Source organism: Bacillus cereus group sp. MYBK245-2, assembly GCF_051916145.1.
GTDB lineage: Bacteria > Bacillota > Bacilli > Bacillales > Bacillaceae_G > Bacillus_A > Bacillus_A pacificus.
The window spans coordinates 43,254-67,458 of record NZ_JBQAGB010000007.1 but is presented as its reverse complement, the minus strand read 5'-3'; the positions used below and the strand labels follow the sequence as shown (position 1 = coordinate 67,458).

Genomic DNA, 24,205 nt, shown 5'->3' with positions numbered 1-24,205 from the left:
TAGTCAAAAACATTGTATTTTTATCGGAATAGTGAAACAATAGAGAGGTAGCTTCATATAATCATAATGACAAAATGAACGGTTGATGAATCGAGCATAAAGGAGATTATAGTATGGCACTCTCATTTGTTGAAACAGAAAAACAATTTTTTATTATTGAACAACTAAATAAATTGATTCCGAAGTTCATGGAAAGGGAGCATCAACTAAGTGAATTAGGATCATTTCCGCATGAAAATATAAATGATTTGAAAAATATCGGATATACGAAATTAACGTTACCGAAGGAATTTGGTGGTAGTGCGATTTCTTTATATGACTTCGTTTTATTTCAAGAAAAAATCGCGGAAGGCTGCGGAGCAACTGCATTATCGATTGGCTGGCATCTTGGTATTGTGAAAGAGCTAGCGGAAAATCGCTCTTGGAATGATGAGATGTTCAAATGGTTTTGCGAAGAAGTGCGTAATGGGGCGCTCTTTAATAGGGCAGCAACAGAACCAAAGACAGGGAGTCCGACGCGTGGCGGCAAACCAGAAACAATAGCGGTTCAACAAGGCGAGAAGTGGGTTATAAACGGAAGGAAAACCTTTACAACGATGGCGCCAATACTTGATTATTTTATTATTTCAGCGAGTATGGAAGGCCGAGATGAAGTTGGTGAGTTTGTCATTCCAAGAAATACACTCGGTGTATCCATTGAAGAAACGTGGGATAGCGTCGCGATGCGAGGGACTGCTAGTCATGACCTTGTCTTACAAAATGTAGAGATAGAAAGTCGCTTTTTTACAGATGTAAAGGACGGAAAAGTAAAACAAAAGGGTATTGGCTGGTTGCTACATATACCAGCATGTTATTTAGGAATTGCACAATCAGCAAGAAATTATGCAGTTCAGTTTGCGGGATCATACAAACCAAATAGTTTAAACCATTCTATTAGTTTATTACCGAATGTTAGAAGATTAGTTGGAGAATTAGAACTCGAGCTTATGCAAGCTCGCGTCTTTTTATATCAAATTGCGAAAAAATACGATGAGGCAGAAGATAAACTGTCACTACAAGTAGAGCTGGCAGCAGTGAAATACGCCGTAACAAATGCGGCGATATCCATAGTGGATAAATCAATGCGCATCGTAGGAGCAAAAAGTTTATCAGAAAAAAATCCGCTTCATCGTTATTATTTAAACGTTAGAGCAGGACTACACAATCCGCCGATGGATGATGCAACACTATCTATGTTGGCGGATGCGGCGTTTCGGTCGTAGGTTTAAAAACATACTAGCAAGAGAAAGAAGATCCTATTGTTGGATCTTCTTTTTTTATAAAAATTAATAGAAAGGGAATTCTATTAAATTAGTAATCATATTACTTAAAAATTAAGCGTAAGAATATAGTAAATGAAGGGAGATATAAAATGAATAAAGTGAAACTGAAAGTATTTCATATAAAGTATGTAATGATATGTATTTTATTCACGATTATATGTATTCTCACTTCATTCTTCATTTCTAGTAATTCAAACGTATTTAAATCTTATTATGTTAATCAATTATTAGGAACGAATTCTACGAAAGGCCTTATGTATATGATAGGCAGCGAAAATCGTTATTTTGCAGAAGAATTTCATAAAGAAAAAGGACGAGCGTCTTTGGAATCTTTTTTACTTTCACTTTCTACAAATATTAATGTAAATGACCTTCGAAGCTTATTAACTCGAGAACTTCCAAATATGAATCAATTTTATTCGGAAATATTAATTGCCGGGGAAGGAACAGATTATACGAACATTCCTGAAGAATCCAGCATTCCTTTAGAGAATATTCAAGATAAAGGTACTGCTGTTAAACATCCAAAAAGTGAGAAAGAAAACAATTCAAATACACAAAATAACGGCGAAAATAAAGTTTTTATTTATCATACACATAGTTGGGAGTCGTTTATTCCTCTCATTCCAGGTGCTACTAAACCTGATGATGCCTCTAGTACAAATAATGAAGTGAATATTACGTTTGTCGGAAACTATTTAAAACAAAAGTTAGAAGAAAAAGGAATAGGCGTTTCACATGATACGACAAATATGAGGGACTTTCTGCGAAATAAAAATTTAAACTGGGCCCAATCTTACAAAGGATCTCGTCAAATATTACAAGAAAAATTAGCACAAGATAAAAATATTATGTTTCCTATTGATCTTCATAGGGACGATGCACGAAAAAATATTACGAAGAAAACGATTAATGGAAAGGATTATGCACGACTCTATTTTATTTTAGGTCGAGAAAATCCTAACTATGAAAAAAATAAAAAAATAGTAACGGCAATCAATTCATATTTAGACGAGAAGTATTACGGTTTAAGCCGAGGCATTTTTATTAAAGATCGTAAAAGCGGGAACGGAGTATATAATCAAGACCTTTCTCCAAATGCATTACTTATTGAAATGGGAGGGGTAGATAATACACCAGAAGAACTGTATGCTTCCGTAGACGCATTAGTAGAAGCCTTTAGCCACTATTATAATGAAGTGGTTAAGAAAAATAACTAAATATAGCGGAGAAATTTAGTGTTTTTGTAAAATGAAAAGGAGTGACACCTAGTTAGGCGTTCTAGGGGGTTACTCCTTTTTTGTAGAATATGAAAAATATAAGATTACCAATACATGTTATCAATTGAAAAAATCTTTCTTTTCATTCTTCTTTTTCTAGTTTTATAGGAGAATGCTATGCTTCTTATTTCACCTACTGTATAATAAGGAAAAAGCACGAAAAGAGGTCATCTCATGCTAGAGGTTATTGCAACATGTTTAGAAGATGTAAAACGAATTGAACGAGCTGGCGGGAAGCGAATTGAATTAATTTCATCTTATACAGAAGGCGGTTTAACGCCGAGTTATGCATTTATTAAAAAAGCGGTAGAAGCAGTACATATACCGATTCACGTTATGATTCGCCCGCATGCGAAGTCTTTTACATATACGGAAGAAGAAATTGAAATGATGAAAGAAGATATTGTAGTTGCTCAGAAATTAGGAGTAGCTGGTGTTGTATTAGGTGTATTAAATGAAAAGAATGAAGTGGATGAAGAGAAACTAGCGAATTTATTATCTGTGGTAGATGGGATAAATGTTACATATCACCGTGCAATAGACGACATAGAAAATCCAGTGGAAGCGATGAGAACTTTAAAGAAGTTTCATAAAGTGACTCACGTTTTAACTTCAGGTGGACAAGGAAATATAGTGGAGAATATTCCGCTGCTAACAGAAATGCAAAAGATAAGCGATGGTCAAATTCAACTTGTAGTTGGAGCTGGCGTGACGAAAGAAAATATAAAGCTATTGCTAGATGAAACTGGCATTTCGCAAGCTCATGTCGGTACAGCGGTAAGAGAAGGGAAATCATGTTTTGCTGACATTGATCTTAATTTAGTACAAGAATTAGTTCAAATCATACAATAAACAATAAAGAAAGAGGAGAAACGATGAAGGAAAATACGAAGAAAGAATTATTCTCATGGGCTAAGACGATAGGGTTTGCCCTTGTATTAATCGCAATTATTCGCGGTGTTTTATTTACACCTTCATTAGTACAAGGCGAATCGATGATGCCTACACTAGAAAATAACGAACGAGTTCTTGTGAATAAGATTGGTTATAGTATAAGTGGATTAGAACGCTTTGATATTATCGTCTTCCACGGAAAAGAAGGATACGATTTAGTAAAACGAGTAATTGGTTTACCAGGCGATACAGTTGAGTATAAAAATGATGTTTTATATGTAAACGGAAAAGCGATGGAAGAACCATATTTAAAAGAGTTTAAAGAAAAAGCAGCAGGCCGTGTATTAACTCCAGACTTTACGTTAGAACAAATCACAGGAAAAACGAAAGTGCCAGAAGGCCAAGTGTTTGTTTTAGGAGATAATCGTGAAGTTTCTAAAGACGGTCGTATGTTTGGATTTATTTCAGAAGATGAAATTGTCGGAAAAGGACAAGCTGTTTTCTGGCCGTTGAAACAAGTGAGAGCGTTATAAAGAAAAAGTATGGGAGAAATATTCTTCCATACTTTTTTTATGCCTATTTATTTAAATGTTTGGTTTTGCCATAACTTGAGCTTTTGAAAGAGAACCATCATTATTTCTAAATTTCATTTTGTATTCACTTTACATAAAGGTTAAGTAGCTGAAAAATATATTGTTAAAATTGAAAGAATATTTTATAATTTTAAATTATATGTTTGTTTCAGAAAATGGAATTTAAGTTCCGGAATTCGGAACAAGAAGGAGATAGAATGATTATAAATAAAACGGCAGTTAAGACAATGGATATTTTAGAGTTGTTTTATGAGCATGAAGAGCTAAGTTTAACAGAGATGGTTCAGCTTACAAGTATGCCGAAAACATCTGTTTATCGTTTAATTGGCTCGTTAGAAGAAATGGAGTTTTTACAAAAAAACGAAAAGGGGAAATATCGTTTAGGATTCGTGTTTTTACGGTTCGGTCAACTTGTTTCACAAAGACTATCCGTAAGAAATATTGCGATTCCATATATGAAAGAGCTTAGAGATAGTTTAGGGCAGGCAGTTAATTTAATTATTCAAGATGGTAATGATGCGATTTATGTGGAAAAGATGGAAGGTGCTCAACCTGTACGTGTGTATACGGCGGTTGGAAGAAGAGCGCCACTTTATGCGGGTGCATGTCCGAGAATTTTATTATCGTATTTCTCTGAGGAAGAAAAACGAAAATACATAGAGGAAACGGATTTAAAGCAATTTGCAGATGGAACAATTGTAGATAAGAAACAATTGCTAGAAGTGTTACAAATGGCAAAAAAGGAAGGACATACAATTAGCTACTCTGAGTTAGAAAATCATACAGCGGCTATAGCAGCGCCCATTTTCGCAAGCGATGGAACGGTTGTAGCAGGCATTAGTATTTCGGGATTAGCAATTGAGTATAGCGAAAGTAACATTCCTTATTTTATCGCGAAGGTAAAAGAGACAGCGAATCGCATTTCGAAAGAACTCGGCTTTTTGGCATAGAAAGAGGGAGTAGGATGAAATTTTCTGCGTTAGGGGATCAAGCGATTATTGTTACATTTGGTGAAAGAATTGGAATGGATACTTACGAAAAAGTGCAGCGATTATTTCAAGCGCTGCAGCAACATCCGTTTGTAGGGATGGTTGAATGTGTTCCGTCGTTTACTTCATTAGCTGTTTACTATGATTTGTATGAAGTATGGAAGGAAAATGATAGAAAGATAAGACCGTATGATTACGTATGCCAATACATAACTGGAATGTTACATACGTATAAGGAAGAGCTGAAACGAGATGTGAAACATATTTCTATACCTGTTTGTTACGGGGGAGAATATGGACCTGATTTAGAAGAGGTCGCACATTATCACGGTTTACAAGTAGAAGATGTCATTCGAATACATAGTGAAACAACGTATTTTGTGTATATGTTAGGTTTTACACCAGGGTTCCCGTATTTAGGAGGACTATCAAAAGAACTAGAAACGCCTAGAAAAGAAACACCGCGGTTACAAATCTCTCCTGGTTCGGTAGGAATCGGCGGAAATCAAACAGGTATTTATCCGCTTGAAACACCGGGTGGATGGAATATTATTGGACGAACACCAATCTCTTTATTTAATCCGGAAGAAAACTCCCCAACCTTTATTCAAAGCGGTATGTATTTACGATTTATCCCAATAACGAAGGAAGAGTACGTATCACTTGAGGGGGCTAAAGAATGGATGTAGAAGTTTTGCATGCAGGAATGTTTACAACAGTCCAAGATTTAGGGCGATTTCATTACCAACAATACGGTGTACCTGTTGGCGGGGCGATGGATCAAAGTGCACTTCGGATGATCAATATGTTAGTTGGTAATGAAGAAAATGAAGCGGCGCTTGAAATGACGATTATGGGACCGAAATTGTTAATAAAGAAAACGACGTTACTTGCGATTGGCGGTGCGGATATGGAACCGTTATTGAATGGGGAGCGTATACCATTATGGCGTCCCATTTTAGCGGAAGAAGGTAGTATGCTTTGCTTTGGAAAAGTGAAAAGTGGTTGCAGAGCATATGTGACTTTTGCAGGTGGTATACAAATTGATCGCATCATGGGAAGCAAAAGTACTTACATACGTGCAGCGATTGGTGGTATTGAAGGGAGAATGCTGAAAAAAGGAGATTATTTTCAAATTGGTGAACGATCAAAAATGGCAAATTGTTTCATTCAAGACTTACAAAAGGATGAGCACATAAAAACAAAATGGGCAATTAGTAGCAGCGTACGACCAAAATATAAGAAGTATCCTAAACTTCGCGTTATAACTGATTTTGAATATGATCAATTTACAGAAGAAAGCAAAAAGGCATTTTTTACGAAAGAGTATAAAGTATCTAATTACGCTGATCGTATGGGTTATAGGGTTGAAGGAGAAATTTTAAATAGAGCCGTTGAAAAAGAGATTTTATCGAGTCCTGTTACATTTGGAACCATTCAAGTTCCTAATGGTGGACAGCCGATTATATTAATGGCAGATAGGCAAACGACAGGTGGCTATCCGAGAATGGGAAATATCATTTCAGTAGATTTACCTCTTCTAGCCCAGCTAAAACCTGGGGACTATGTTTCTTTTGAGAAAATTACGCTTGAAGAAGCGGAACAATTGTACATAGAACAAGAAGTAAATATGAATCTATTAAAGAAATTCATTGTTTTACGAAGCTGAAATTAGGAGGGGAACAGTGTGACTACAATTGATTTAAACTGTGATTTAGGAGAAAGTTTTGGCGCTTATAAAATGGGAAATGATGATGAAATTCTTCCATTCGTATCCTCTATAAATGTTGCTTGCGGTTTTCATGCAGGTGATCCGTCTGTTATGCGGCAAACGGTTGAAAAAGCTCTGCAGCATAACGTAGCGATAGGGGCACACCCAGGTTTTCCAGACTTAATTGGATTTGGTAGAAGGAACATGAATGTTTCAGCAAGTGAAGTATACGATTATGTTTTATATCAAATTGGCGCATTAGACGCATTTGTGAAAGCAGCAGGTGGGAAGATGCAGCATGTGAAACCGCACGGTGCTTTATATAATATGGCAGCGACTAATCCGGAAATTGCGGATGCAATCGCAAAGGCAATGTATCATATGAATCCAAATCTATTACTTTACGGATTAGCAAATAGCGAGGCGTTTATACAGGCTGCGGAAAAATATAATATAACTCTCGTACAAGAAGCTTTTGCAGATCGTACGTATAAGCAAGATGGAACATTAACGAGTCGTACGGAAGAAAATGCGCTTATAAAAAATGAAGACGAAGCGATAAAGCAAGTGCTTCAAATGGTGAAAGAAGGGTATGTAAATTCGGTGAATGGCGAGAAAGTAGAAGTTCAAGCGAAAACGATTTGTTTACATGGTGATAGTGAAAAAGCAGTGCAATTTGCGGAGAGAATATACAGAACATTCGAACTTAATGGTATTTCTATTTGTGCACCGAAGTAAAAATATGAGGGGAAGTGCTGAAATGATTAAATTAATCGGGATACTACTCGTTGCAGTTGGTTTTTTATTTAGATTAAATACACTTTTAGTAGTTATGGTTGCAGGTATTGTTACTGGTATGGTTTCAGGATTAAGCTTTTATGATGTCATCAGTATGTTCGGTAAATTTTTCATAGAAAATAGATATATGTCTATGCCAATTATATTAACTTTACCGGTAATCGGAATTTTAGAGCGTTACGGTTTAAAAGAAAGAGCAGAAGCACTTATAACGAAATCAAAAGGCGCAACAACTGGAAGAGTATTAATGTCATATTTCACGATAAGAGAATCATCAGCAGCACTTGGACTGAATATTGGTGGTCATGCACAAACAGTAAGACCACTCGTTGCGCCTATGGCCGAAGGGGCGGCGCAAGGTAAATACGGTAAGCTTCCTGAAAAGTTAAGAGAAAAAATTAAAGCAAATGCAGCAGCGGCGGAAAATACAGCTTGGTTTTTCGGAGAAGATATTTTTATCGCAACTGGTGCTATTTTATTAATGAAGGGATTCTTCGATTCAGTAGGTATGCATGTCGGTGTATGGGATATGGCGCTTTGGGGTATTCCAACTGCAATATCTGCACTTATTGTGAGCTGGATCAGATTTAGAAGATTTGATAAATATATAGCGAAAACGATGGAAGCAAAAGAAAAAGAAGAGAAGGTGGCAATATAAAATGAACATTATCACAATGGATACAATCTATTACGTATTAGGTATAATCGTTGCCTTTATCGCTGTTCGTATCGCATTCGATCGTGAACATCCAAATCGATTTGGTTCTAGCCTATTTTGGGCGTTATTTGCAGTTACATTTTTATTTGGAAATGTAATCCCTTCGTTTTACGTTGGCTGTATTGTACTCGCTATGGTTGTGTTAGCTTCACTAAATAAAGTAACAAAATCAGAGGAGAAAGAAGTTCCAGTACAAAAACGTGTAAAACATGCGGAGAAATTAAAAAATAAAATCTTTATGCCTGCACTATTAATTCCTATTTTTACAATTATCGGTACGTTAACGTTAGGGAAAATGAAATGGGGAAATGTCTCCCTTGTTGATCCAGATAAAGTAACGCTAGTAGCATTAGCACTAGGAGCATTACTTGCATTCGTTGCGGCGATGCGTATTACAAAATCGAAGATAACAACTCCTGTACAAGAAGGAAGTAGACTATTACAAGCTGTCGGCTGGGCTGTCATTTTACCACAAATGTTAGCGGCACTTGGCGGTATTTTCGCAAAATCTGGCGTTGGACAAGTCGTTTCTGATTTAGTCGGCCAAGTGTTACCGACAGAGTATCCGTTCGTTGCTGTTATGGCGTACTGTTTAGGGATGATGCTTTTCACAGTCGTAATGGGAAATGCTTTCGCAGCGTTTGCCGTTATTACTGGTGGAATTGGTTTACCTTTAATTGTACAAATGCACGGCGGAAACCCAGCGATTATGGCAGCGCTCGGTATGTTTGCTGGATATTGCGGAACGTTACTTACACCAATGGCAGCAAACTTTAATATCGTTCCTGCGATGCTATTAGAGCTAAAAGATAAAAATGCCGTTATTAAAGCGCAAGTACCAATCGCTCTTTCCATCTTTATCATAAATATGTTTATTATGTACGGTCTCGTATATCGTTTCTAATTAGGAGGGGAAAACTATGAAAACAGTATTATTAACAGGGTTCGATCCGTTTGGCGGAGAAAACATCAATCCAGCTTGGGAAGTTGCAAAAAATTTGCATGAAAAAACAATCGGAGAATACAAGATTATTAGTAAACAAGTCCCAACTGTATTTCATAAATCAATCAGCGTATTAAAAGAGTATATAGAAGAATTAGCACCGGAATTTATTATATGTATTGGACAAGCAGGGGGTAGACCAGATATTACGATAGAGCGTGTCGCAATTAATATTGATGATGCAAGAATTGCTGACAATGAAGGGAACCAGCCGGTAGATGTACCAGTCGTAGAAGAAGGACCAGCTGCTTACTGGTCTACACTTCCGATGAAAGCAATTGTAAAAAGACTTCAAGAAGAAGGCATACCAGCTTCCGTTTCACAAACAGCAGGTACATTCGTTTGTAATCACTTATTCTATGGTCTCATGCATGAACTAGAGAAGCGTGATAAGAAAATAAAAGGCGGATTTGTTCATATTCCATTTTTACCAGAGCAAGCGAGCAAGTATCCAGGGCAACCGAGTATGTCACTTTCTACTATTCGTAAAGGGATAGAGTTGGCAGTTGAGGTAACGATGACCGTTGAGGTGGATATAGTGGAAATTGGGGGTGCGACGCATTAAGTAGAATGAATTGTACGACACCTCCTGTAAACAACTGGTATAATAAGTATAGCAATATACATAGAGGTGATTTTTGTGCAACAATTTGAAGAAGTACATTCGATTTTAGAAAAAGCGAAGAAAATTACAGTATTAACAGGTGCAGGAGCAAGTACGGAAAGTGGTATTCCAGATTTCCGTTCAGCAAATGGATTGTATGCTGATGCGAATGTGGAAATGTACTTATCAAGAGGGTACTATAACCGAAGTCCGAAAGAATTTTGGAAGCATTATAAAGAAATCTTTCAAATTAATACGTTTCATCAATATAAGCCAAATCGTGGTCATCGCTTTTTAGCAGAACTAGAAGAACAGGGAAAAGATATTACGATTTTAACGCAAAATATTGACGGTTTACATCAATTAGGTGGTAGTAAACATGTCATCGATCTACATGGAACACTTCAAACAGCACATTGTCCGAAGTGTAAAGCGGGATATGATTTGCAGTACATGATTGATCATGAAGTGCCGCGCTGCGAGAAGTGTAATTTCATTTTAAATCCAGACGTTGTGTTATACGGAGATACATTGCCGCAATATCAAAATGCGGTCAAACGTTTATATGAAACAGATGTGCTTATCGTTATGGGAACGTCATTAAAAGTACAACCTGTCGCTTCATTCCCGCAAATCGCAAAGAGAGAAGTAGGAGCAACAACCATCTTAGTAAATGAAGAGTTAACAGGACAGGAATATAACTTTGATTATGTTTTTCAAAATAAGATTGGTGAATTTGTTGAAGGATTGTCTTCAAGGAAATAAGTTATCGAAAAAACTGAGGTATCCGCCTCAGTTTTTTATTTGAGTAATCATTATATTAAGCAACATGAAAACATGTCGATAATGTAGTAACCACGTCTCTATAATTTATAAAAAAGTGTTTCGTAGGTAAAATAGCAGAGTAAGAAGTAGTATTATTTTTAACGAATACACAGTCGTCATAAAGTAAGTTAATATGTAGCTGTTGTAAAGGTTCTATTTCGTTTTGTTTTAAGTATACAACTAAGTCATTATAAAGTTGCGTACTATACTCACTTACAGACCATTCTAATGAATGCTGACCTACTATGCTAGTCCACCATACTTTAAAACTACATATTAATTCTTTAAAAGAGTCTTCATTACATAATTGGGTGTCAAAAAGCTTCTCATAGAAGATATGGTTTTCTTCATGAAAAATTTGTAAATCATATCGTTCGTTAGCAATTTGTTTGCGAAGTGAATGCCATAATTCTTTGAAATTTGTTTCAAAGTTAGTAGAGAAATTGAATTGTCTTGCTATGTAAGGAAAACGTAAATTTCCTGTTTTCTCTTTTTGGTTGAGATACATATTTTGAATGTAAATCATAAAGTTTAAACAATGAGACGCATTAGTATGAATTGTGAATGAATCTGTCATTTCATTTTCTCCTTAGTAATATCTTTTATTGATTTATTTCTTAAGTATACAACCTTTCTTTTAGAATAACATTCATGTTATTCCTTAATAAGGGAATGGTAATAAATAGGATATAAAATCAAAAAACTGAAAATTAAATCTTTTATTTCTTTTGTAATTAATATAAAATTCTATATATATCATATAAATAAATTTGATACATAATGATTTTCCGTAGAAATGTTAATAGAATGAAGCGAGGGAGCGAAATGAGACAGAAAAAGGAGCAGAAGAAACAATCGAAAAAGAAAAAGACTCATATTCCTTTTCGGTTAAATGTACTATTTTTTATCGTCTTTCTTTTATTTTCAGCTATTATAATTCAATTAGGTAAAGTACAGATCATTGATGGAGAAACGTATAGAAATGAAGTAAACAAAAAGGAAGATGTAACGGTAAGTACACCTGTTCCTAGAGGGAAAATGTTTGATCGACAAGGTCAGGTGATTGTAAATAACAAACCACTACGAACCGTTACATATACAAAAATGAAAGGAGTAGACTCGAAAGAAGTTTTACAAGTAGCAAGACAATTAGCACAGTTAATTGAAATGTCGCCAGAGGATATAGACAAGTTAACAGAAACAGACAAAAAGGATTTTTGGATGCAGTTAAATGAAAAGCGGGCAGCAGCAAAAGTAACGAAAGAAGATGAGAGTAAATTTAGGAAGCAGGAGATAGAAGGGAAAGAATTAGATAAAAAAGTTGAAGAGTTACGTAGGGAAAGAATTACACAAGAAGAATTAAGCGAACTTTCAAAAGAGGATCTAGAAGTATTAGCAATTAAAAGCAAAATGAATGCGGGATATAAAATGACGCCGCAAATCGTTAAAAAAGATGTAAGTCAAAATGAATATGCAGTCGTAAGTGAAAGATTGGCAAGCTTGCCTGGAGTAGATACGACAGTAGACTGGGAACGTGAATACCCAAATGATAAAATACTTCGTTCTATCCTTGGTAGCGTTTCTACTGAAAATGAAGGATTGCCAAGAGAACAATTAGATTATTACTTAGTACGTGATTATAACAGAAATGATCGTATTGGTAAGAGTTACATTGAAAAACAATATGAAGATGCACTCCATGGAACGAAAGAACAGACTAGAAGTATTACAGATAAAACAGGAAATGTGATTCGAAATGAAAAAGTAACCGAAGGAAAAAGTGGAAATAATTTAATGTTAACAGTAGATATGAAGTTACAGAAAAAAGTAGAGCAAAGCCTTGAAAAGAATTTACGAGCATTTCATTCTGCAGAGCCGATGATGGATCGTGCATTCGTTGTAATGATGAACCCGAAAAACGGTCAAATTTTATCGATGGCAGGAAAGAAAATTGTAAATAAAGATGGCGGGATGCAAATAGAAGACTACGCTTTAGGAACGATGACAAGTTCTTATGAGTTAGGGTCAACTGTGAAAGGGGCTACATTATTAGCCGGTTATCAAACTGACACAATTAAGCCGTATACGCATTTCTTTGATGCACCAATGTATTTTAAAGGAAGCTCCAAGCCGAAGAAATCGTGGAAAGAATTTGGTGATATTGATGATTTAAGAGCTTTACAAGTTTCATCAAACGTTTATATGTTTAACACGGCTTTAAAAATGGCAGGTATAAATTATGTGCCAAACAATCCATTAGACATTAAACAAGAGACATTTAATAAAATGCGTTACTATTTTAGACAGTTTGGCTTAGGTGTACCGACTGGTATTGATTTGCCGAATGAATCGATTGGTCAAATGGGTAGAACAGATAACATACCTGGTTTTTTACTCGATTATGCGATTGGACAATACGATACATATACGCCGCTGCAACTTGCTCAATATATTTCAACAATTGCAAACGGTGGTTACCGAATGAAACCGCAAATTGTGCAAGAAGTGAGAGAGCAACCACATAGACCAGAGGATGTTGGAAAAGTTATTCGGTCTATTGAGCCAGTTATTTTAAATCGAGTGGATATGAACACCTCATACATTAATCATGTAAAAGAAGGATTTAGAAGAGTTTTTCAAGAGAATGATGGAACTGGTACTGCAACGTTTAAAGGATTACCATATAAACCAGCTGGAAAAACGGGAACAGCTGAAACCGTGTATGGTGGAGAAAGTGAAATTGGAAGAGATGAAAACAATAATAGAAAAAAATGTTATAATTTAACTCTTGCCGGTTATGCACCATATGATGCTGATCCAGAAGTAGCTTTTTCAGTTGTTGTACCATGGGTAAATGATGACAAATCAGGAATTAATTCCGCGATTGGTAAAGAGATTTTGGATGCGTATTTTGAATTGAAAACGAAAAGATCGGGTGGAAATCCAGTCCCAGTAGAGCAGCCGAACAAGGCCCAGTAAAAATAATATCACTGCATTGAGACTTATGGTGCAGTGATATATTTTTTGATTTAAAAAGCGTTTGAATAAGGTGGGAATGGATATGAAACAGGAGATTAAGAGAGGTTGGGGGAAATACATACTCTTCGTGTTTGTTTTGGTCGTAGCCTATCATTCTTTTACTTTATGTAAAGTGGAAGGGAAATCGATGCAACCGACTTTATATGAAGAAGACTACGTATTTGTAAATAAAGCAGCGGTACACTTTTCCGATTTAGAGCATGGAGAAATTGTCATTATAAAGGAAGAGGATGAATCAAAATATTATGTGAAACGAGTAATAGGACTTCCTGGTGATGTAATTAACATAACGAATGGATCTGTATATGTGAATGATAAAAAACAAGAAGAACCGTATACAAATAAAGATTTGTTTAATAATACGCAAGTGTTTTATAACTTTCAAAAGACAAAAATCCCGCCAAATAAGTTATTTGTAATGGGCGATAATCGTGAAATTAGTAGAGATAGTCGAAACGGCTTAGGATATATTGAAGAAGATAATATAATAGGAAAAGTGGAATTTGTATATTATCCTTTTTCAAAAATGAAGATCATAGAATAAGTGGGGATTTACAAAACCCCACTTATTAACGTTTCACTTTATCTTCTTTAAAAAACCTTTTGGGTTAAATGATATGAAAAACTTATGCTTAGATTCATCGATTATGAAATTGTTATTTGTAGCTAAAAACTCTTCAACTGCTTCCATTGGACCAGGCCCCCAATTGGGAGAAACAGGATTTCCATTAATAGATGTATCTTCTACGATAATATAACTGCCTGTAGTAACGATAGATTTATAAAGCAACAATTCTTTTGCTACATGCTCTTTACTATGATCAGAATCTAAAATAACTAAAATTACATCATTAGGTTTGCGCATACTTAATATTGTTTGCACAGCGGTTACTGAAACAGAGGAAGCTGTTAAATACGTAATGCGATCATGGGATGGACGATTTGGTTGTGGAAATATATCGATAGTAAGAACGTGACCTTTTCCAATTAAATCTAATATAGAAGCTAAATATAGTGCACTACCACCATAACAAGTGCCACATTCAATAATTAAGTCGGGTTTTAATTCGTAAATCATTTCTTGATACAAAAATAGATCAGAAGGAAGTTTGAGAATGGGGACTCCAAGCCAATGTGTATCATATAACCAGACTCGACTATCGTAAAATTGTTTTAAAAATTCGCTGCTTATGTTATCGATTTTGAACACTCCTTTCTGAAACGAAAGTTGTACAATATATTATGTGAAATATAATTGTAAGGAGAATGTTTTTTAATAAAAATGAGAAAAATACCTCATTAAAAACCAATTGTTTGTATAATAAAAAACTTTTTGCAGGAAGTTACAGTTTAAATCTGTAAATGAGGGAAAAGGAAAGGAGATGAACGTATGTATAAGTACACAATTTGTTTCATTAAAAAGGGAAAGAAAATACTCTTATTGAATAGAAACAAAAAGCCGAATATGGGAATGTGGAATGGTGTTGGTGGAAAAATTGAAGACAATGAAACGCCATATGAAGGAATAATTAGAGAAACGCTTGAGGAAACAGGCATAGATCTTCTAAGTGTAACGTATAAAGGGAATGTAGTTTTTAAAAGCAAGGACGAGCCTCAGGGGCGTGAAGGAATGTACGTATTCCTTGCTGACCTGCCAGCTGGAGTACATATGGACACACCAGTAAGTACGGCGGAAGGATTATTAGAATGGAAAGAAATTGATTGGATATTAAATAAGGATAATAGAGGTGTAGTTAGCAATTTACCAAAATACTTACCAATAGTATTAACAGAAGAAAATAAGTTAGAGCATATATTCACATATGATAACCGGAATATTATTCATTACACAACTTCATTTTTGACAGAAGATGATGTAAACAAACAGTATATAAAAAGATTACTTTCATACTCTAATTGATAAAATATTTTAAAGAGCAATCAGTATTTTTATGCTGATTGCTTTCATTATATATGTGAGGTGATGATATGTTCCAGAAATACAATTCATTGGTCATAATCGTCATATGTACGATGTTCCTTTTTGTAGCCTGTTCTAAAAGTGATACAGAACTTAAAGACATTCAAAAAGTAGATTACCTCGTATCCTATTCAAATGCAATGAAAGCCGGTGGTTACATATATGCATATGATAAGAAAGGAAATGAGATTAGTAAAATAGAAGTGGATGGCCAAAGTATAATGAGTAATGCAAAAGATGGGGAGGGGTACTACTTCTCATCAAATAGAAATAACAATCATTATGTAATTAAGCTGATGTGATTGCAAGACGTGGACGTACTTAACAATCTAGAAACCACCACAAAATTTTTAAAAATAAACGGGGAAAAAGAGATGGTAGACCCATCTCTCAGGCTGTAGACAAACATTTTTGGAGAGTTTAGATGCTAAAAAATAGTTTGTCTTTTGCTTTATGGATAATTTATCCAACAATATATATATGTAGTACGTTCTATGCTACAATTTACTATAAGTGAGGAAGGAAGGTGTCTTATGAAAATATCCGTTTATGTTGCAAGTGCATTTAGCAAGGATCATAAAGGTGGAAATAAAGCAGGAGTGGTATTTATGGAGAATACATTGACCACTACTCAAAAAATGGAAATAGCCAAACAACTGGGCTATGCGGAAACCGCATTTATATCAGAATCTGAAATTGCGGATTATAAAATTGAGTATTTTACACCAAAAGAGGAAGTTGATTTATGTGGGCATGCCACAATTGGCTCTTTCGCGATACTGATGCATGTAAATAAACTTTTTAAGAATCGCTATACGATTGAAACGAACAGCGGTGTTCTTACTATTACCATAAAAGATGACATCATATTCATGGAACAAAACGAACCGATATTCTATGATGTTATATCTCCAAACGAGTTCATTGACTGTTTTGATAGTAAAGCTATAGACAATACATACCCAATTCAAATTGTCTCCACGGGCTTAAAAGATATTTTAATTCCTATAAAAAGCGAAACACAATTACATACATTGCAACCTAATTTTGAAAAAATTAAAGAAATCAGCAAGTATTATAATGTTGTCGGGATGCACCTATATACTTTTAATGACAATCGAATAATATGCAGAAACTTTGCTCCACTATATGATATCAATGAAGAAGCAGCCACTGGAACTTCAAACGGTGCATTAGCTTGCTACCTTTATGAACAGCACTACTTACAAAAAGAAGTCTATGTATTTGAACAAGGTTATTCTTTACACTCGCCTTCTGAAATATTAGTTAAATTAGCAACCGATAGCAAGAATAAAATAGAAAAGGTTTATGTTGGTGGCAAAGGCTATTACTGTGAAACGAAGTATTTAACTGTAGAAAATATTGAGTGAAAATAAAAAAGAGATGGATCTACCATCTCTTTTTCATATGCTCCATGATTAACTGCGAATCGCCTTAATCAGAAAACGATGTTGCGTCACATCAAAATACCCTTTTTGTAAGATGACTTTATGTATACGATATAATTCCTCATAATACCTTTCGACAGTAAAATCAGGAATTTGCCATGGAATCGCTTTTAAATAATAGAGGATAGCGCCAACATCATAAAAGCGTTGGAAAGGGAATGCTTCTTTTGCTTCTAAGATAGTAAATCCATTTTCCTGTAGTTCATTACATGCCGCTTCAAGAGACCAACTTGCAAATTCGTTATTTAGCGGTGCGTTAAACTGCTCATTTAGTTCCGCACAATCGAGACCACCGACTTGTTGTGTAAGAAATGTTCCATTAGGAGAAAGTATTCTATTTACCTCAGAAGCAGAATAGGATTCATGTTGATTCATAATGAAATCAAACTGCCCATCTTGAAATGGTAATGCAGTATCATCAGTTACTTCTAAAACGGTAACCCCTAAAGGCTCTAATTTCTTTCGAGCAATTGGCAAGTTTGGAGCATAGCCCTCAGTCGCATAAATAGTTGGCGGGAATGGTTGTAACATAGATAAAAACTCTCCGCCACCAGTACCCATATCGAGCATTGATTTAGCACGCTGCATAAGCTGATAAGCAGTGCTACCATACGACCATGATAAAGGCTCGCTCTTCATTCGGCCCGTTTCTGAAATGAAAGAAAAATCCCAACCGCTAAAATGTGTATTAGCACTTTCTAATAAAGTTAAAAATAATGGATCACGTTTCATAATTGTATCCTCCTATTTTGTAAGTAAATGATATGGTGAGAAAAGAAAAAAGGAGGACCTCTTATGAAAGGGGAACGGTTTTACGTTTCGTGCTCGAATAGATTCATATACATTCGCTCCTTGTGAGAATGATAATTTATATATTCGGGATAAGTAAGTGAAAGTCCTTTGAATTTGTGAGGGAAGGTTATGCTCTTCAATAATTGGGCCATTAAATGAAATAGTGCAATACGTATTGATTACATGCATTTTAACGTTTTTGAATTTTCTTGAATTATCCTCTTGAACCTCTAGTTACTTTAGGTTTTATAATGAATTTATAATTTTAATAGGGGGATTTAGATGAAAAAGGATAAAAAGTTTTCTATCGGAGAATTCTCAGAAAAAACGGGAATACCAATTCCTACTTTGCATTATTATGATGGAATCGGGTTATTACAACCTGAAAAAAATCCTTCTTCAGGGCACCGCATTTATAAGTATCAAGATATTATAACCTTACAAAAAATTATAAGTTTAAAATTTCTAGGCTATAGTCTAGATAAAGTCGCTAATTTGTTACACGAATCAAGTTTTGGTGTTGATTTGAATGAAAGTTTGTCTCTCCATTTGCAAGTGTTAGAAAGAGAAAAAGAACAAATTGGGCAATCAATACAAGCAATTAAAAGAGTAATGAAGTTAGTCGAAGCGGAAGAAGAGGTAGATAGTAGGGTATTATTTAGTCTTATTTACGGTATGAATACAGAACATACACATAAAGAATGGATGGAACGTCATGAGTTAACGGATATCGTGGAAGAATTATCAAAGAAACGAGAAGAAGATAAAATTGCTTTGGATAAAACATTTATTCAATTGTCTAAAAAGGTTAAACAATTATATGGTAAACCAGTCGAGGACTTGAAAGTACAAGAGATGGTAAAGGAATATATAGAAGAGTCTTTTTCATTTCTTAGTGAAGATTTGATACAAAAGTTAGCTAATACTAGTGTGGGAGAACTGGATATGCAAGAACTTGAAAATATGATACCTTCGCCTTTCGCAGAAGATGAACAAAAATGGCTTAATGAAGCGATGGAATATTATATGAAGCAAGTAGAAATGGAAGAGGGATAGATTTTATGAATGTTTAGCTTCATCGAAATAATGCTGTAGACTTTTCATTGAATAAGGGTAGAATTGCGTTTATTATTGGTTCATTCAAAAGAAAGAACCGCTTATACTTCATTTTTGAAGCATAAGCGGTTTTGTTTAAAATACTCAAAAACAAAAATCCTTTGGTAAAGTATCATTTTTTATTACCGTTCTCAACTCGTTTTTTTACCCCGGCGGTTAAATAAAAACAATCTTTATTTTTTAATCGACAACCCATAAACTAACGTCTCACTCGGAGTCGTAATACTAAAACCTGTTGTTTTATAATCAAGCTTCACCGTATCACCAGTGTAGTCTTTCGTGAATGAATCCATTTGTACAATAAAGTCAGCATCTTCATATACAACATCATCTGCAACATATGTATCCCAAATTAAATCGACATCAACGAATATACTACAAGAGTTTGTCATTGTCCCTCTAATGCGAATGATCTTTTTGTCTTCACGTTCTAATCTATGTATAGCTGCTTTTGCTTCATCAGTAATGCGAATGTTCATGATATCCCAACCTTTATTTATATTTCCTTTATTATTGCAAAAACAGAAGAAATAGGGAAGTAAATAAAAAACGAGCAAACAAATTTGTTTGCTCGTCTCCCTTTATTTCAGTTCACATTTATCAAGTGGAATCACTTTCGTTTTTTTCGTGAATTTATATCCTAACCAAAGTACTAAGAAGAGTGGTAAACCGATGTAAGAAACGAGTACACCGTTCCAGTCGATTGATTCGCCCATAAATGCGCCGTAGTTTTGTCCTAAAATTACGATAATACAAAGCGTAAAGGCGAAGAGTGGACCGAATGGGAACCATTTTGCTTTATAAGGTAAGTCTTTTAAATCTTTTCCTTGTGCGATATATGCTTTACGGAAACGGTAATGACTAATTGCAATGCCGACCCATGCGATAAAGCCAGACATTCCAGATGCGTTTAATAACCAAATGTATACAACACCATCACCGAATAAAGAAGCAATGAAAGCGATACTACCGACAATTGATGTTACGATTAATGCGTTAACAGGTACACCGCGGCTATCTAATTTTCCTAAGAATTTTGGTGCTTTTCCTTGGCGAGCTAAATCCCAAAGCATACGAGTTGAAGCATACATACCAGAGTTACCAGCAGACAGTACTGCCGTTAAAATAACAGCGTTCATAACAGAAGCAGCGAAGGCAACGCCCGCTTTTTCAAAAATAAGTGTAAATGGACTTACTGTTACATCACTTGCAGCAAGGCTTTCAGTTGTATAAGGAATTAATAAACCGATAACGAGAATCGCAAGGATATAGAATAAAAGAATACGCCAGAAAATTGAACGAATTGCTTTCGGAATATTGCGTTCTGGATCAGAAGTTTCACCAGCAGCTACCCCAAGTAATTCAGTACCTTGGAATGAGAAACCAGCTGCCATAAATACACCGATAATTGCCATAATACCACCGTTAAATGGTGCATCTGCAACAGTGAAGTTTTTAAATCCAACAGTTTCGCCGCCCATAATTCCGAAAATCATCATGAAACCGACAATTAAAAAGATAATAATAGTAACGACTTTAATAAGTGCGAACCAATATTCAGATTCACCAAATCCTTTAACAGATAAGTAGTTTAAAAGGAAAATAATAGCTAAACATAATCCGCTCCAAATAAGAGAAGGGGTATCAGGGAACCAAAATTTCATAATTAATGTTACAGCCGCTAGTTCAGCAGCAATCGTAATTGCCCAGTTATACCAATAGTTCCATCCAAGTGCAAAGCCAAGTGATGGATCAACAAATTTTGTTGCGTACGTGCTAAAAGATCCAGTAACAGGCATGTAAGCTGCGAGTTCAGCTAGGCTTGTCATTAAAAAGTAAACCATAATTCCGATTGCGGCGTATGCAATTAATGCGCCACCAGGTCCAGCTGAATGGATGACACCACCGCTGGCAAGAAATAGTCCGGTACCAATTGTACCGCCGAGAGAAATCATCGTAAGGTGCCGAGATTTTAGACCGCGTCTTAATTCACCTTTTCCTTTTGTAGTTTCTGTTTTAGAGGTAGCTTGATTCGTTGCGCTATTCATGTTCAACACTCCTTTTCTTGTAAGATAGGAAGGAGCGGGGGAGAAAAATACAAAAAACCGCCAAAGGAATTTGGCGGAACGTTTCACAAATAACCACCCCATCATACCCTTCCGTTAAGATAGCACCCCACGTTTACACGGTAATTTTGTAAACGTGACAGTTCTGTTCCTTTCGGAGACAGCCCCAGCTCATATTTCCAGAGAAGAAATATAAACTTCGGCAACTTTTCCTTTCAAACGGAGTCTAAGACATTCTCTGTGTCTCGTCCGTTTTACTATTAAAAGTCGCAACCTCTACCTCATCGGATTGATGAGGATTTATATATTGCTAAGATTTTTAATATATGGCAATTGTAATGAGTTTCTGAATATATTGCAAGATATTTTGTTAGGAAAAGTCAAAAAATATCGGTTATTGTATAGGAAACGCTTGCAAAACTCCACCCGAACCTACTATTATGTAACAATAAGCAAAGAAAAAATTGTTATACAAATGTTTCGCAAAAAATATTGAAAAACCCTTCAAAAATTAAAAGAAAATTCAGAAAATATAATTCGACATTCATAATAAAGTCATATTTTTTGCTATAATTAGAGTAACGTTTAAGTGAAAAGGGGAAATCAAAATGAAATTAGAAACAGAAAGACTCTATATAGTGCCTTGTATAGAGGAGAGTATACACGTTGCTAACGAGCAAGGATATAATAGTGGTCCGCATATTGTAGGGCATGTTGAAAATGTAAAACAGGATAAGGATTTATTACCTTGGGGCGCCTGGTATGTCATTCGAAAAGAAGATGACATCGTTCTAGGCGATATAGGGTTTAAAGGGAAACCAAATGAGGAACATACAGTAGAAGTTGGTTACGGTTTTATTGAGAAATATTGGAATAAAGGGTATGCAACAGAAGCTGTAAGAGAACTAATAAATTGGGCTTTTCAAACTGGAGAGGTAGAAATGATTATTGCGGAGACACTTCTGGAAAACGAAAGCTCCATTCGTGTATTAGAGAAATTACATATGCAGAGAACTGGCACTACAGAAACGATGATGAATTGGAAATTAGAAAAATAAAAAATACCGCTCGAAGTATATCGGGCGGTATTTTTATTGTTATGGAAGCATTTGTTTTTGATCATTCGGATATCCAGTTGTCGGTGTGTTAGAACGATTGGAATGATTGCGAACAGCAATGAAAATAGAAATAATAACGACAAGACCAATTGCCACGTAAGAAAGTGAAATAATAGTTGGATCCACTTTAAATGTAGTAAGTAGTGTACGAATGTTTGTAAAGATAATAAGGCCACCAACTAATACGCCAAGTAAATGAGAAGGAACGATGCGCACTAACCATGCAGCGATTGGAGCTGCGACAATACCGCCAAGCATTAACGAAAATACCCAAACCCAACTTACTTGTTCCCAGCCGAGTGAGATGAAGAAACCAATTGTTGCAGCGAGTGAGACAGGAAACTCACTCGTATCTACAGATCCGATAACTTTTCTAGCTTCATTTCCTCTTGCTAAAAGTACAGGTGTCGTAATCGGCCCCCAGCCACCACCACCAGTTGAATCAACGAATCCAGCAAATAAGCCAAGTGGAACAAGTTGTTTAGCCGACATACGTTTATTTGAAGTAATAACTTGTTTTTGAATAATGAATCGTAATAAAATATAAACCCCTAAAGTAAATAAAAATACAGAAATGTACGGTTTAATGACATCCCCAGGTAAATTGCTTAAAAAACATGCCCCCACAAATGCGCCAATTGCTCCTGGTAATGTAAGCCTGGAAACGGTGTATTTATCAACGTTCCCAAATTTGAGGTGAGATGCACCAGAAGCTGCGGTTGTAACGACTTCAGCTAAATGAACAGAAGCGGAAGCGACAGCCGGTGCGATACCAAACATTAGTAAAAGTGAGGTAGACGTTACCCCGTACGCCATTCCAAGCGCTCCATCGATCAATTGAGCGAAAAATCCAATAATAGCAAATACAATTAATTTCTGCATAAATAATCCCCCTGTAATAGTAAATGAAAAAGGCACTTTTCCCGTATGAGAAAAGTGCCTTTGGTTTTTCCAATCAGCAATAATTAAATTTGTTTTATTATAATACATATTAATCGTATAAATCAACTAGGCTTTAAAGTTTTTTAAATTGAATGAAATAAAAATAAAATATACAATAAAAGGATGGAGAGAAAGGGGAGAAAGACATGTTACGATTTGATCATCTCGTTCACGCAGTACATTGTACACCGGAGGAAGCGGTAAAACAAATGCAGGAGCGTGGATTTCATACTGTACTAGGCGGAGAGCATACAAATTGGGGTACTTGGAATAGTTTATGTTATTTTGATTTATCATATATAGAATTTTTGGCAGTTCAGCATGAAGAAAAAGCGAAGAAAGCAGACAATCCATTAGTACAAGAAACGGTAGTGAAATTACAAGATGGAGAAGGAATGTTACAAATCGCAATTCGAACAGATGCAATTGAAGAACTAGCAGTTAAGTTTAATAAACATGGATTACATACGATAGGACCATTTGAAGGGAAACGAATGAGAAAAGATGGTCGCCTTTTAGAGTGGAAAATGTTATTTGTAAAGCAAGAAGAGAACGGACCGAAATTGCCTTTCTTTATACAGTGGAATGAAACGGATGAAGAAAGAAGAAACGATTTACGTAACATTGGCACAATCACGGAACATAAAAACAAAGTGCAACAAATTGAAACGATTCATTACGCAGTGAAAAATGTTCGAGAAACAGTGCGGAAATGGAAAGAAGTCATGGAGCTAACTGCAAGCCAGATCGTTAAAAATGAAGAATGGAATGTGGAATGTCAAAGTGTATCGCTTGGCGACATTCAAGTGCAGTTTTGTGAACCAATTGGAGAAGGGCTAGTACTAGAACGATTGAATCATCATGGCGAAAATCCATTTGCAGTGGAGTTTAAAGGTGAAAGTAAACGAGAGCATGAAGTACTAGGTAGTTTGTACATATATTGAT

The 24,205-nt window shown here is 35.5% G+C and carries 25 protein-coding genes, 1 pseudogene and 1 riboswitch; of the genes and pseudogenes, 20 read left to right on the top strand and 6 right to left on the bottom strand.

From position 1 onward, the window contains the following. The first annotated feature begins 113 nt into the window (after positions 1 to 113). The 12 genes from ACTFRN_RS13775 (at position 114) to ACTFRN_RS13720 (ending at position 10,677) form a co-directional block, all read left to right on the top strand. Positions 114 to 1,262 carry an acyl-CoA dehydrogenase family protein gene (locus ACTFRN_RS13775; RefSeq protein ID WP_074567701.1) on the top strand — a complete coding sequence of 383 codons (1,149 nt, stop codon included), beginning with the start codon at positions 114 to 116 and terminating at the stop codon, positions 1,260 to 1,262. Positions 1,263 to 1,411: 149 nt separating this feature from the next. After that, on the top strand, positions 1,412 to 2,542 hold the full coding sequence (gene spoIIP, locus ACTFRN_RS13770) for a stage II sporulation protein P (protein WP_049112264.1): 1,131 nt from the start codon (positions 1,412 to 1,414) through the stop codon (positions 2,540 to 2,542). A gap of 234 nt (positions 2,543 to 2,776) precedes the next feature. Continuing rightward, positions 2,777 to 3,454: a copper homeostasis protein CutC gene (locus ACTFRN_RS13765; protein ID WP_000895078.1), complete on the top strand. Its 678-nt coding sequence runs from the start codon at positions 2,777 to 2,779 to the stop codon at positions 3,452 to 3,454. Positions 3,455 to 3,477: 23 nt separating this feature from the next. Next, positions 3,478 to 4,029: a signal peptidase I gene (gene lepB, locus ACTFRN_RS13760; protein ID WP_000662488.1), complete on the top strand. Its 552-nt coding sequence runs from the start codon at positions 3,478 to 3,480 to the stop codon at positions 4,027 to 4,029. Positions 4,030 to 4,286: 257 nt separating this feature from the next. After that, positions 4,287 to 5,039 carry an IclR family transcriptional regulator gene (locus ACTFRN_RS13755; protein WP_088106665.1) on the top strand — a complete coding sequence of 251 codons (753 nt, stop codon included), beginning with the start codon at positions 4,287 to 4,289 and terminating at the stop codon, positions 5,037 to 5,039. A 14-nt stretch (positions 5,040 to 5,053) separates the two neighbouring features. After that, positions 5,054 to 5,767 carry a 5-oxoprolinase subunit PxpB gene (gene pxpB / locus ACTFRN_RS13750; RefSeq protein WP_000672299.1) on the top strand — a complete coding sequence of 238 codons (714 nt, stop codon included), beginning with the start codon at positions 5,054 to 5,056 and terminating at the stop codon, positions 5,765 to 5,767. After that, entirely contained in the window at positions 5,758 to 6,747 is a 990-nt protein-coding gene (locus ACTFRN_RS13745) for a biotin-dependent carboxyltransferase family protein (RefSeq protein ID WP_000382205.1), read from the top strand. Before pxpB ends, ACTFRN_RS13745 begins: the two co-directional genes overlap by 10 nt. 18 nt (positions 6,748 to 6,765) lie before the next feature. Next, positions 6,766 to 7,527, top strand: a complete 762-nt coding sequence (pxpA, locus tag ACTFRN_RS13740; RefSeq protein ID WP_000207329.1) for a 5-oxoprolinase subunit PxpA — start codon at positions 6,766 to 6,768, stop codon at positions 7,525 to 7,527. 22 nt (positions 7,528 to 7,549) lie between these two features. Then, positions 7,550 to 8,245: a DUF969 domain-containing protein gene (locus ACTFRN_RS13735; protein ID WP_000593385.1), complete on the top strand. Its 696-nt coding sequence runs from the start codon at positions 7,550 to 7,552 to the stop codon at positions 8,243 to 8,245. 1 nt (position 8,246) lies between these two features. Beyond that, complete coding sequence (locus tag ACTFRN_RS13730; RefSeq protein WP_001021665.1) at positions 8,247 to 9,209, top strand: DUF979 domain-containing protein; 963 nt, start codon at positions 8,247 to 8,249, stop codon at positions 9,207 to 9,209. Positions 9,210 to 9,225: 16 nt separating this feature from the next. Beyond that, positions 9,226 to 9,873, top strand: coding sequence for a pyroglutamyl-peptidase I (gene pcp, locus ACTFRN_RS13725; RefSeq protein ID WP_049112272.1), 648 nt, complete (start codon positions 9,226 to 9,228; stop codon positions 9,871 to 9,873). A gap of 66 nt (positions 9,874 to 9,939) precedes the next feature. Beyond that, complete coding sequence (locus tag ACTFRN_RS13720; RefSeq protein WP_073569451.1) at positions 9,940 to 10,677, top strand: NAD-dependent protein deacylase; 738 nt, start codon at positions 9,940 to 9,942, stop codon at positions 10,675 to 10,677. 55 nt (positions 10,678 to 10,732) lie between these two features. Here the strand turns inward: ACTFRN_RS13720 and ACTFRN_RS13715 are convergent, their stop codons facing one another. Then, on the bottom strand, positions 10,733 to 11,314 hold the full coding sequence (locus ACTFRN_RS13715) for a hypothetical protein (protein ID WP_014893618.1): 582 nt from the start codon (positions 11,312 to 11,314) through the stop codon (positions 10,733 to 10,735). Between the two features lie 248 nt (positions 11,315 to 11,562). Here ACTFRN_RS13715 and ACTFRN_RS13710 point away from each other — a divergent pair, with 248 nt between their 5' ends. Next, complete coding sequence (locus tag ACTFRN_RS13710; protein WP_440038176.1) at positions 11,563 to 13,716, top strand: peptidoglycan D,D-transpeptidase FtsI family protein; 2,154 nt, start codon at positions 11,563 to 11,565, stop codon at positions 13,714 to 13,716. Positions 13,717 to 13,798: 82 nt separating this feature from the next. Beyond that, a complete protein-coding gene (lepB, locus tag ACTFRN_RS13705; protein ID WP_000806882.1) occupies positions 13,799 to 14,320 on the top strand; it encodes a signal peptidase I in 522 nt (173 codons plus the stop codon). Positions 14,321 to 14,353: 33 nt separating this feature from the next. Here lepB (ACTFRN_RS13705) and ACTFRN_RS13700 read toward each other — a convergent pair whose 3' ends face one another. Beyond that, positions 14,354 to 14,986, bottom strand: coding sequence for a CmcI family methyltransferase (locus tag ACTFRN_RS13700; protein ID WP_014893619.1), 633 nt, complete (start codon positions 14,984 to 14,986; stop codon positions 14,354 to 14,356). A 180-nt stretch (positions 14,987 to 15,166) separates the two neighbouring features. Between ACTFRN_RS13700 and ACTFRN_RS13695 the strand changes: the two genes are divergently transcribed. The 3 genes and pseudogenes from ACTFRN_RS13695 to ACTFRN_RS13685 all read left to right on the top strand — a co-directional run bounded on the left by ACTFRN_RS13695 (position 15,167) and on the right by ACTFRN_RS13685 (position 17,148). Then, complete coding sequence (locus ACTFRN_RS13695; RefSeq protein ID WP_088106664.1) at positions 15,167 to 15,697, top strand: NUDIX hydrolase; 531 nt, start codon at positions 15,167 to 15,169, stop codon at positions 15,695 to 15,697. A 68-nt stretch (positions 15,698 to 15,765) separates the two neighbouring features. Further along, positions 15,766 to 16,047 (top strand): annotated as a pseudogene (locus ACTFRN_RS13690) (hypothetical protein); the annotation flags it as partial. A 243-nt stretch (positions 16,048 to 16,290) separates the two neighbouring features. Then, positions 16,291 to 17,148 carry a PhzF family phenazine biosynthesis protein gene (locus ACTFRN_RS13685; RefSeq protein ID WP_088106663.1) on the top strand — a complete coding sequence of 286 codons (858 nt, stop codon included), beginning with the start codon at positions 16,291 to 16,293 and terminating at the stop codon, positions 17,146 to 17,148. A 48-nt stretch (positions 17,149 to 17,196) separates the two neighbouring features. Here ACTFRN_RS13685 and ACTFRN_RS13680 read toward each other — a convergent pair whose 3' ends face one another. After that, on the bottom strand, positions 17,197 to 17,958 hold the full coding sequence (locus ACTFRN_RS13680) for a class I SAM-dependent methyltransferase (protein WP_000817576.1): 762 nt from the start codon (positions 17,956 to 17,958) through the stop codon (positions 17,197 to 17,199). A 342-nt stretch (positions 17,959 to 18,300) separates the two neighbouring features. On the opposite strand from ACTFRN_RS13680, the gene ACTFRN_RS13675 reads away from it, so the two are divergent. After that, positions 18,301 to 19,074, top strand: coding sequence for a MerR family transcriptional regulator (locus ACTFRN_RS13675; protein ID WP_000710820.1), 774 nt, complete (start codon positions 18,301 to 18,303; stop codon positions 19,072 to 19,074). A 233-nt stretch (positions 19,075 to 19,307) separates the two neighbouring features. Here ACTFRN_RS13675 and ACTFRN_RS13670 read toward each other — a convergent pair whose 3' ends face one another. Beyond that, positions 19,308 to 19,613 carry an iron-sulfur cluster biosynthesis family protein gene (locus ACTFRN_RS13670; RefSeq protein WP_001026179.1) on the bottom strand — a complete coding sequence of 102 codons (306 nt, stop codon included), beginning with the start codon at positions 19,611 to 19,613 and terminating at the stop codon, positions 19,308 to 19,310. A 102-nt stretch (positions 19,614 to 19,715) separates the two neighbouring features. Then, complete coding sequence (locus ACTFRN_RS13665; protein ID WP_049110828.1) at positions 19,716 to 21,182, bottom strand: amino acid permease; 1,467 nt, start codon at positions 21,180 to 21,182, stop codon at positions 19,716 to 19,718. Between the two features lie 112 nt (positions 21,183 to 21,294). After that, positions 21,295 to 21,487: riboswitch (Lysine riboswitch) on the bottom strand. 321 nt (positions 21,488 to 21,808) lie between these two features. Between ACTFRN_RS13665 and ACTFRN_RS13660 the strand changes: the two genes are divergently transcribed. Further along, positions 21,809 to 22,258 (top strand): GNAT family N-acetyltransferase, encoded by a 450-nt coding sequence (locus tag ACTFRN_RS13660; RefSeq protein ID WP_088106662.1) that lies wholly within the window; start codon positions 21,809 to 21,811, stop codon positions 22,256 to 22,258. A 39-nt stretch (positions 22,259 to 22,297) separates the two neighbouring features. Here ACTFRN_RS13660 and ACTFRN_RS13655 read toward each other — a convergent pair whose 3' ends face one another. Beyond that, a complete protein-coding gene (locus ACTFRN_RS13655; protein WP_014893620.1) occupies positions 22,298 to 23,200 on the bottom strand; it encodes a sulfite exporter TauE/SafE family protein in 903 nt (300 codons plus the stop codon). A gap of 206 nt (positions 23,201 to 23,406) precedes the next feature. Here ACTFRN_RS13655 and ACTFRN_RS13650 point away from each other — a divergent pair, with 206 nt between their 5' ends. After that, positions 23,407 to 24,204, top strand: a complete 798-nt coding sequence (locus ACTFRN_RS13650; RefSeq protein ID WP_000943331.1) for a VOC family protein — start codon at positions 23,407 to 23,409, stop codon at positions 24,202 to 24,204. Position 24,205 lies beyond the last annotated feature (1 nt).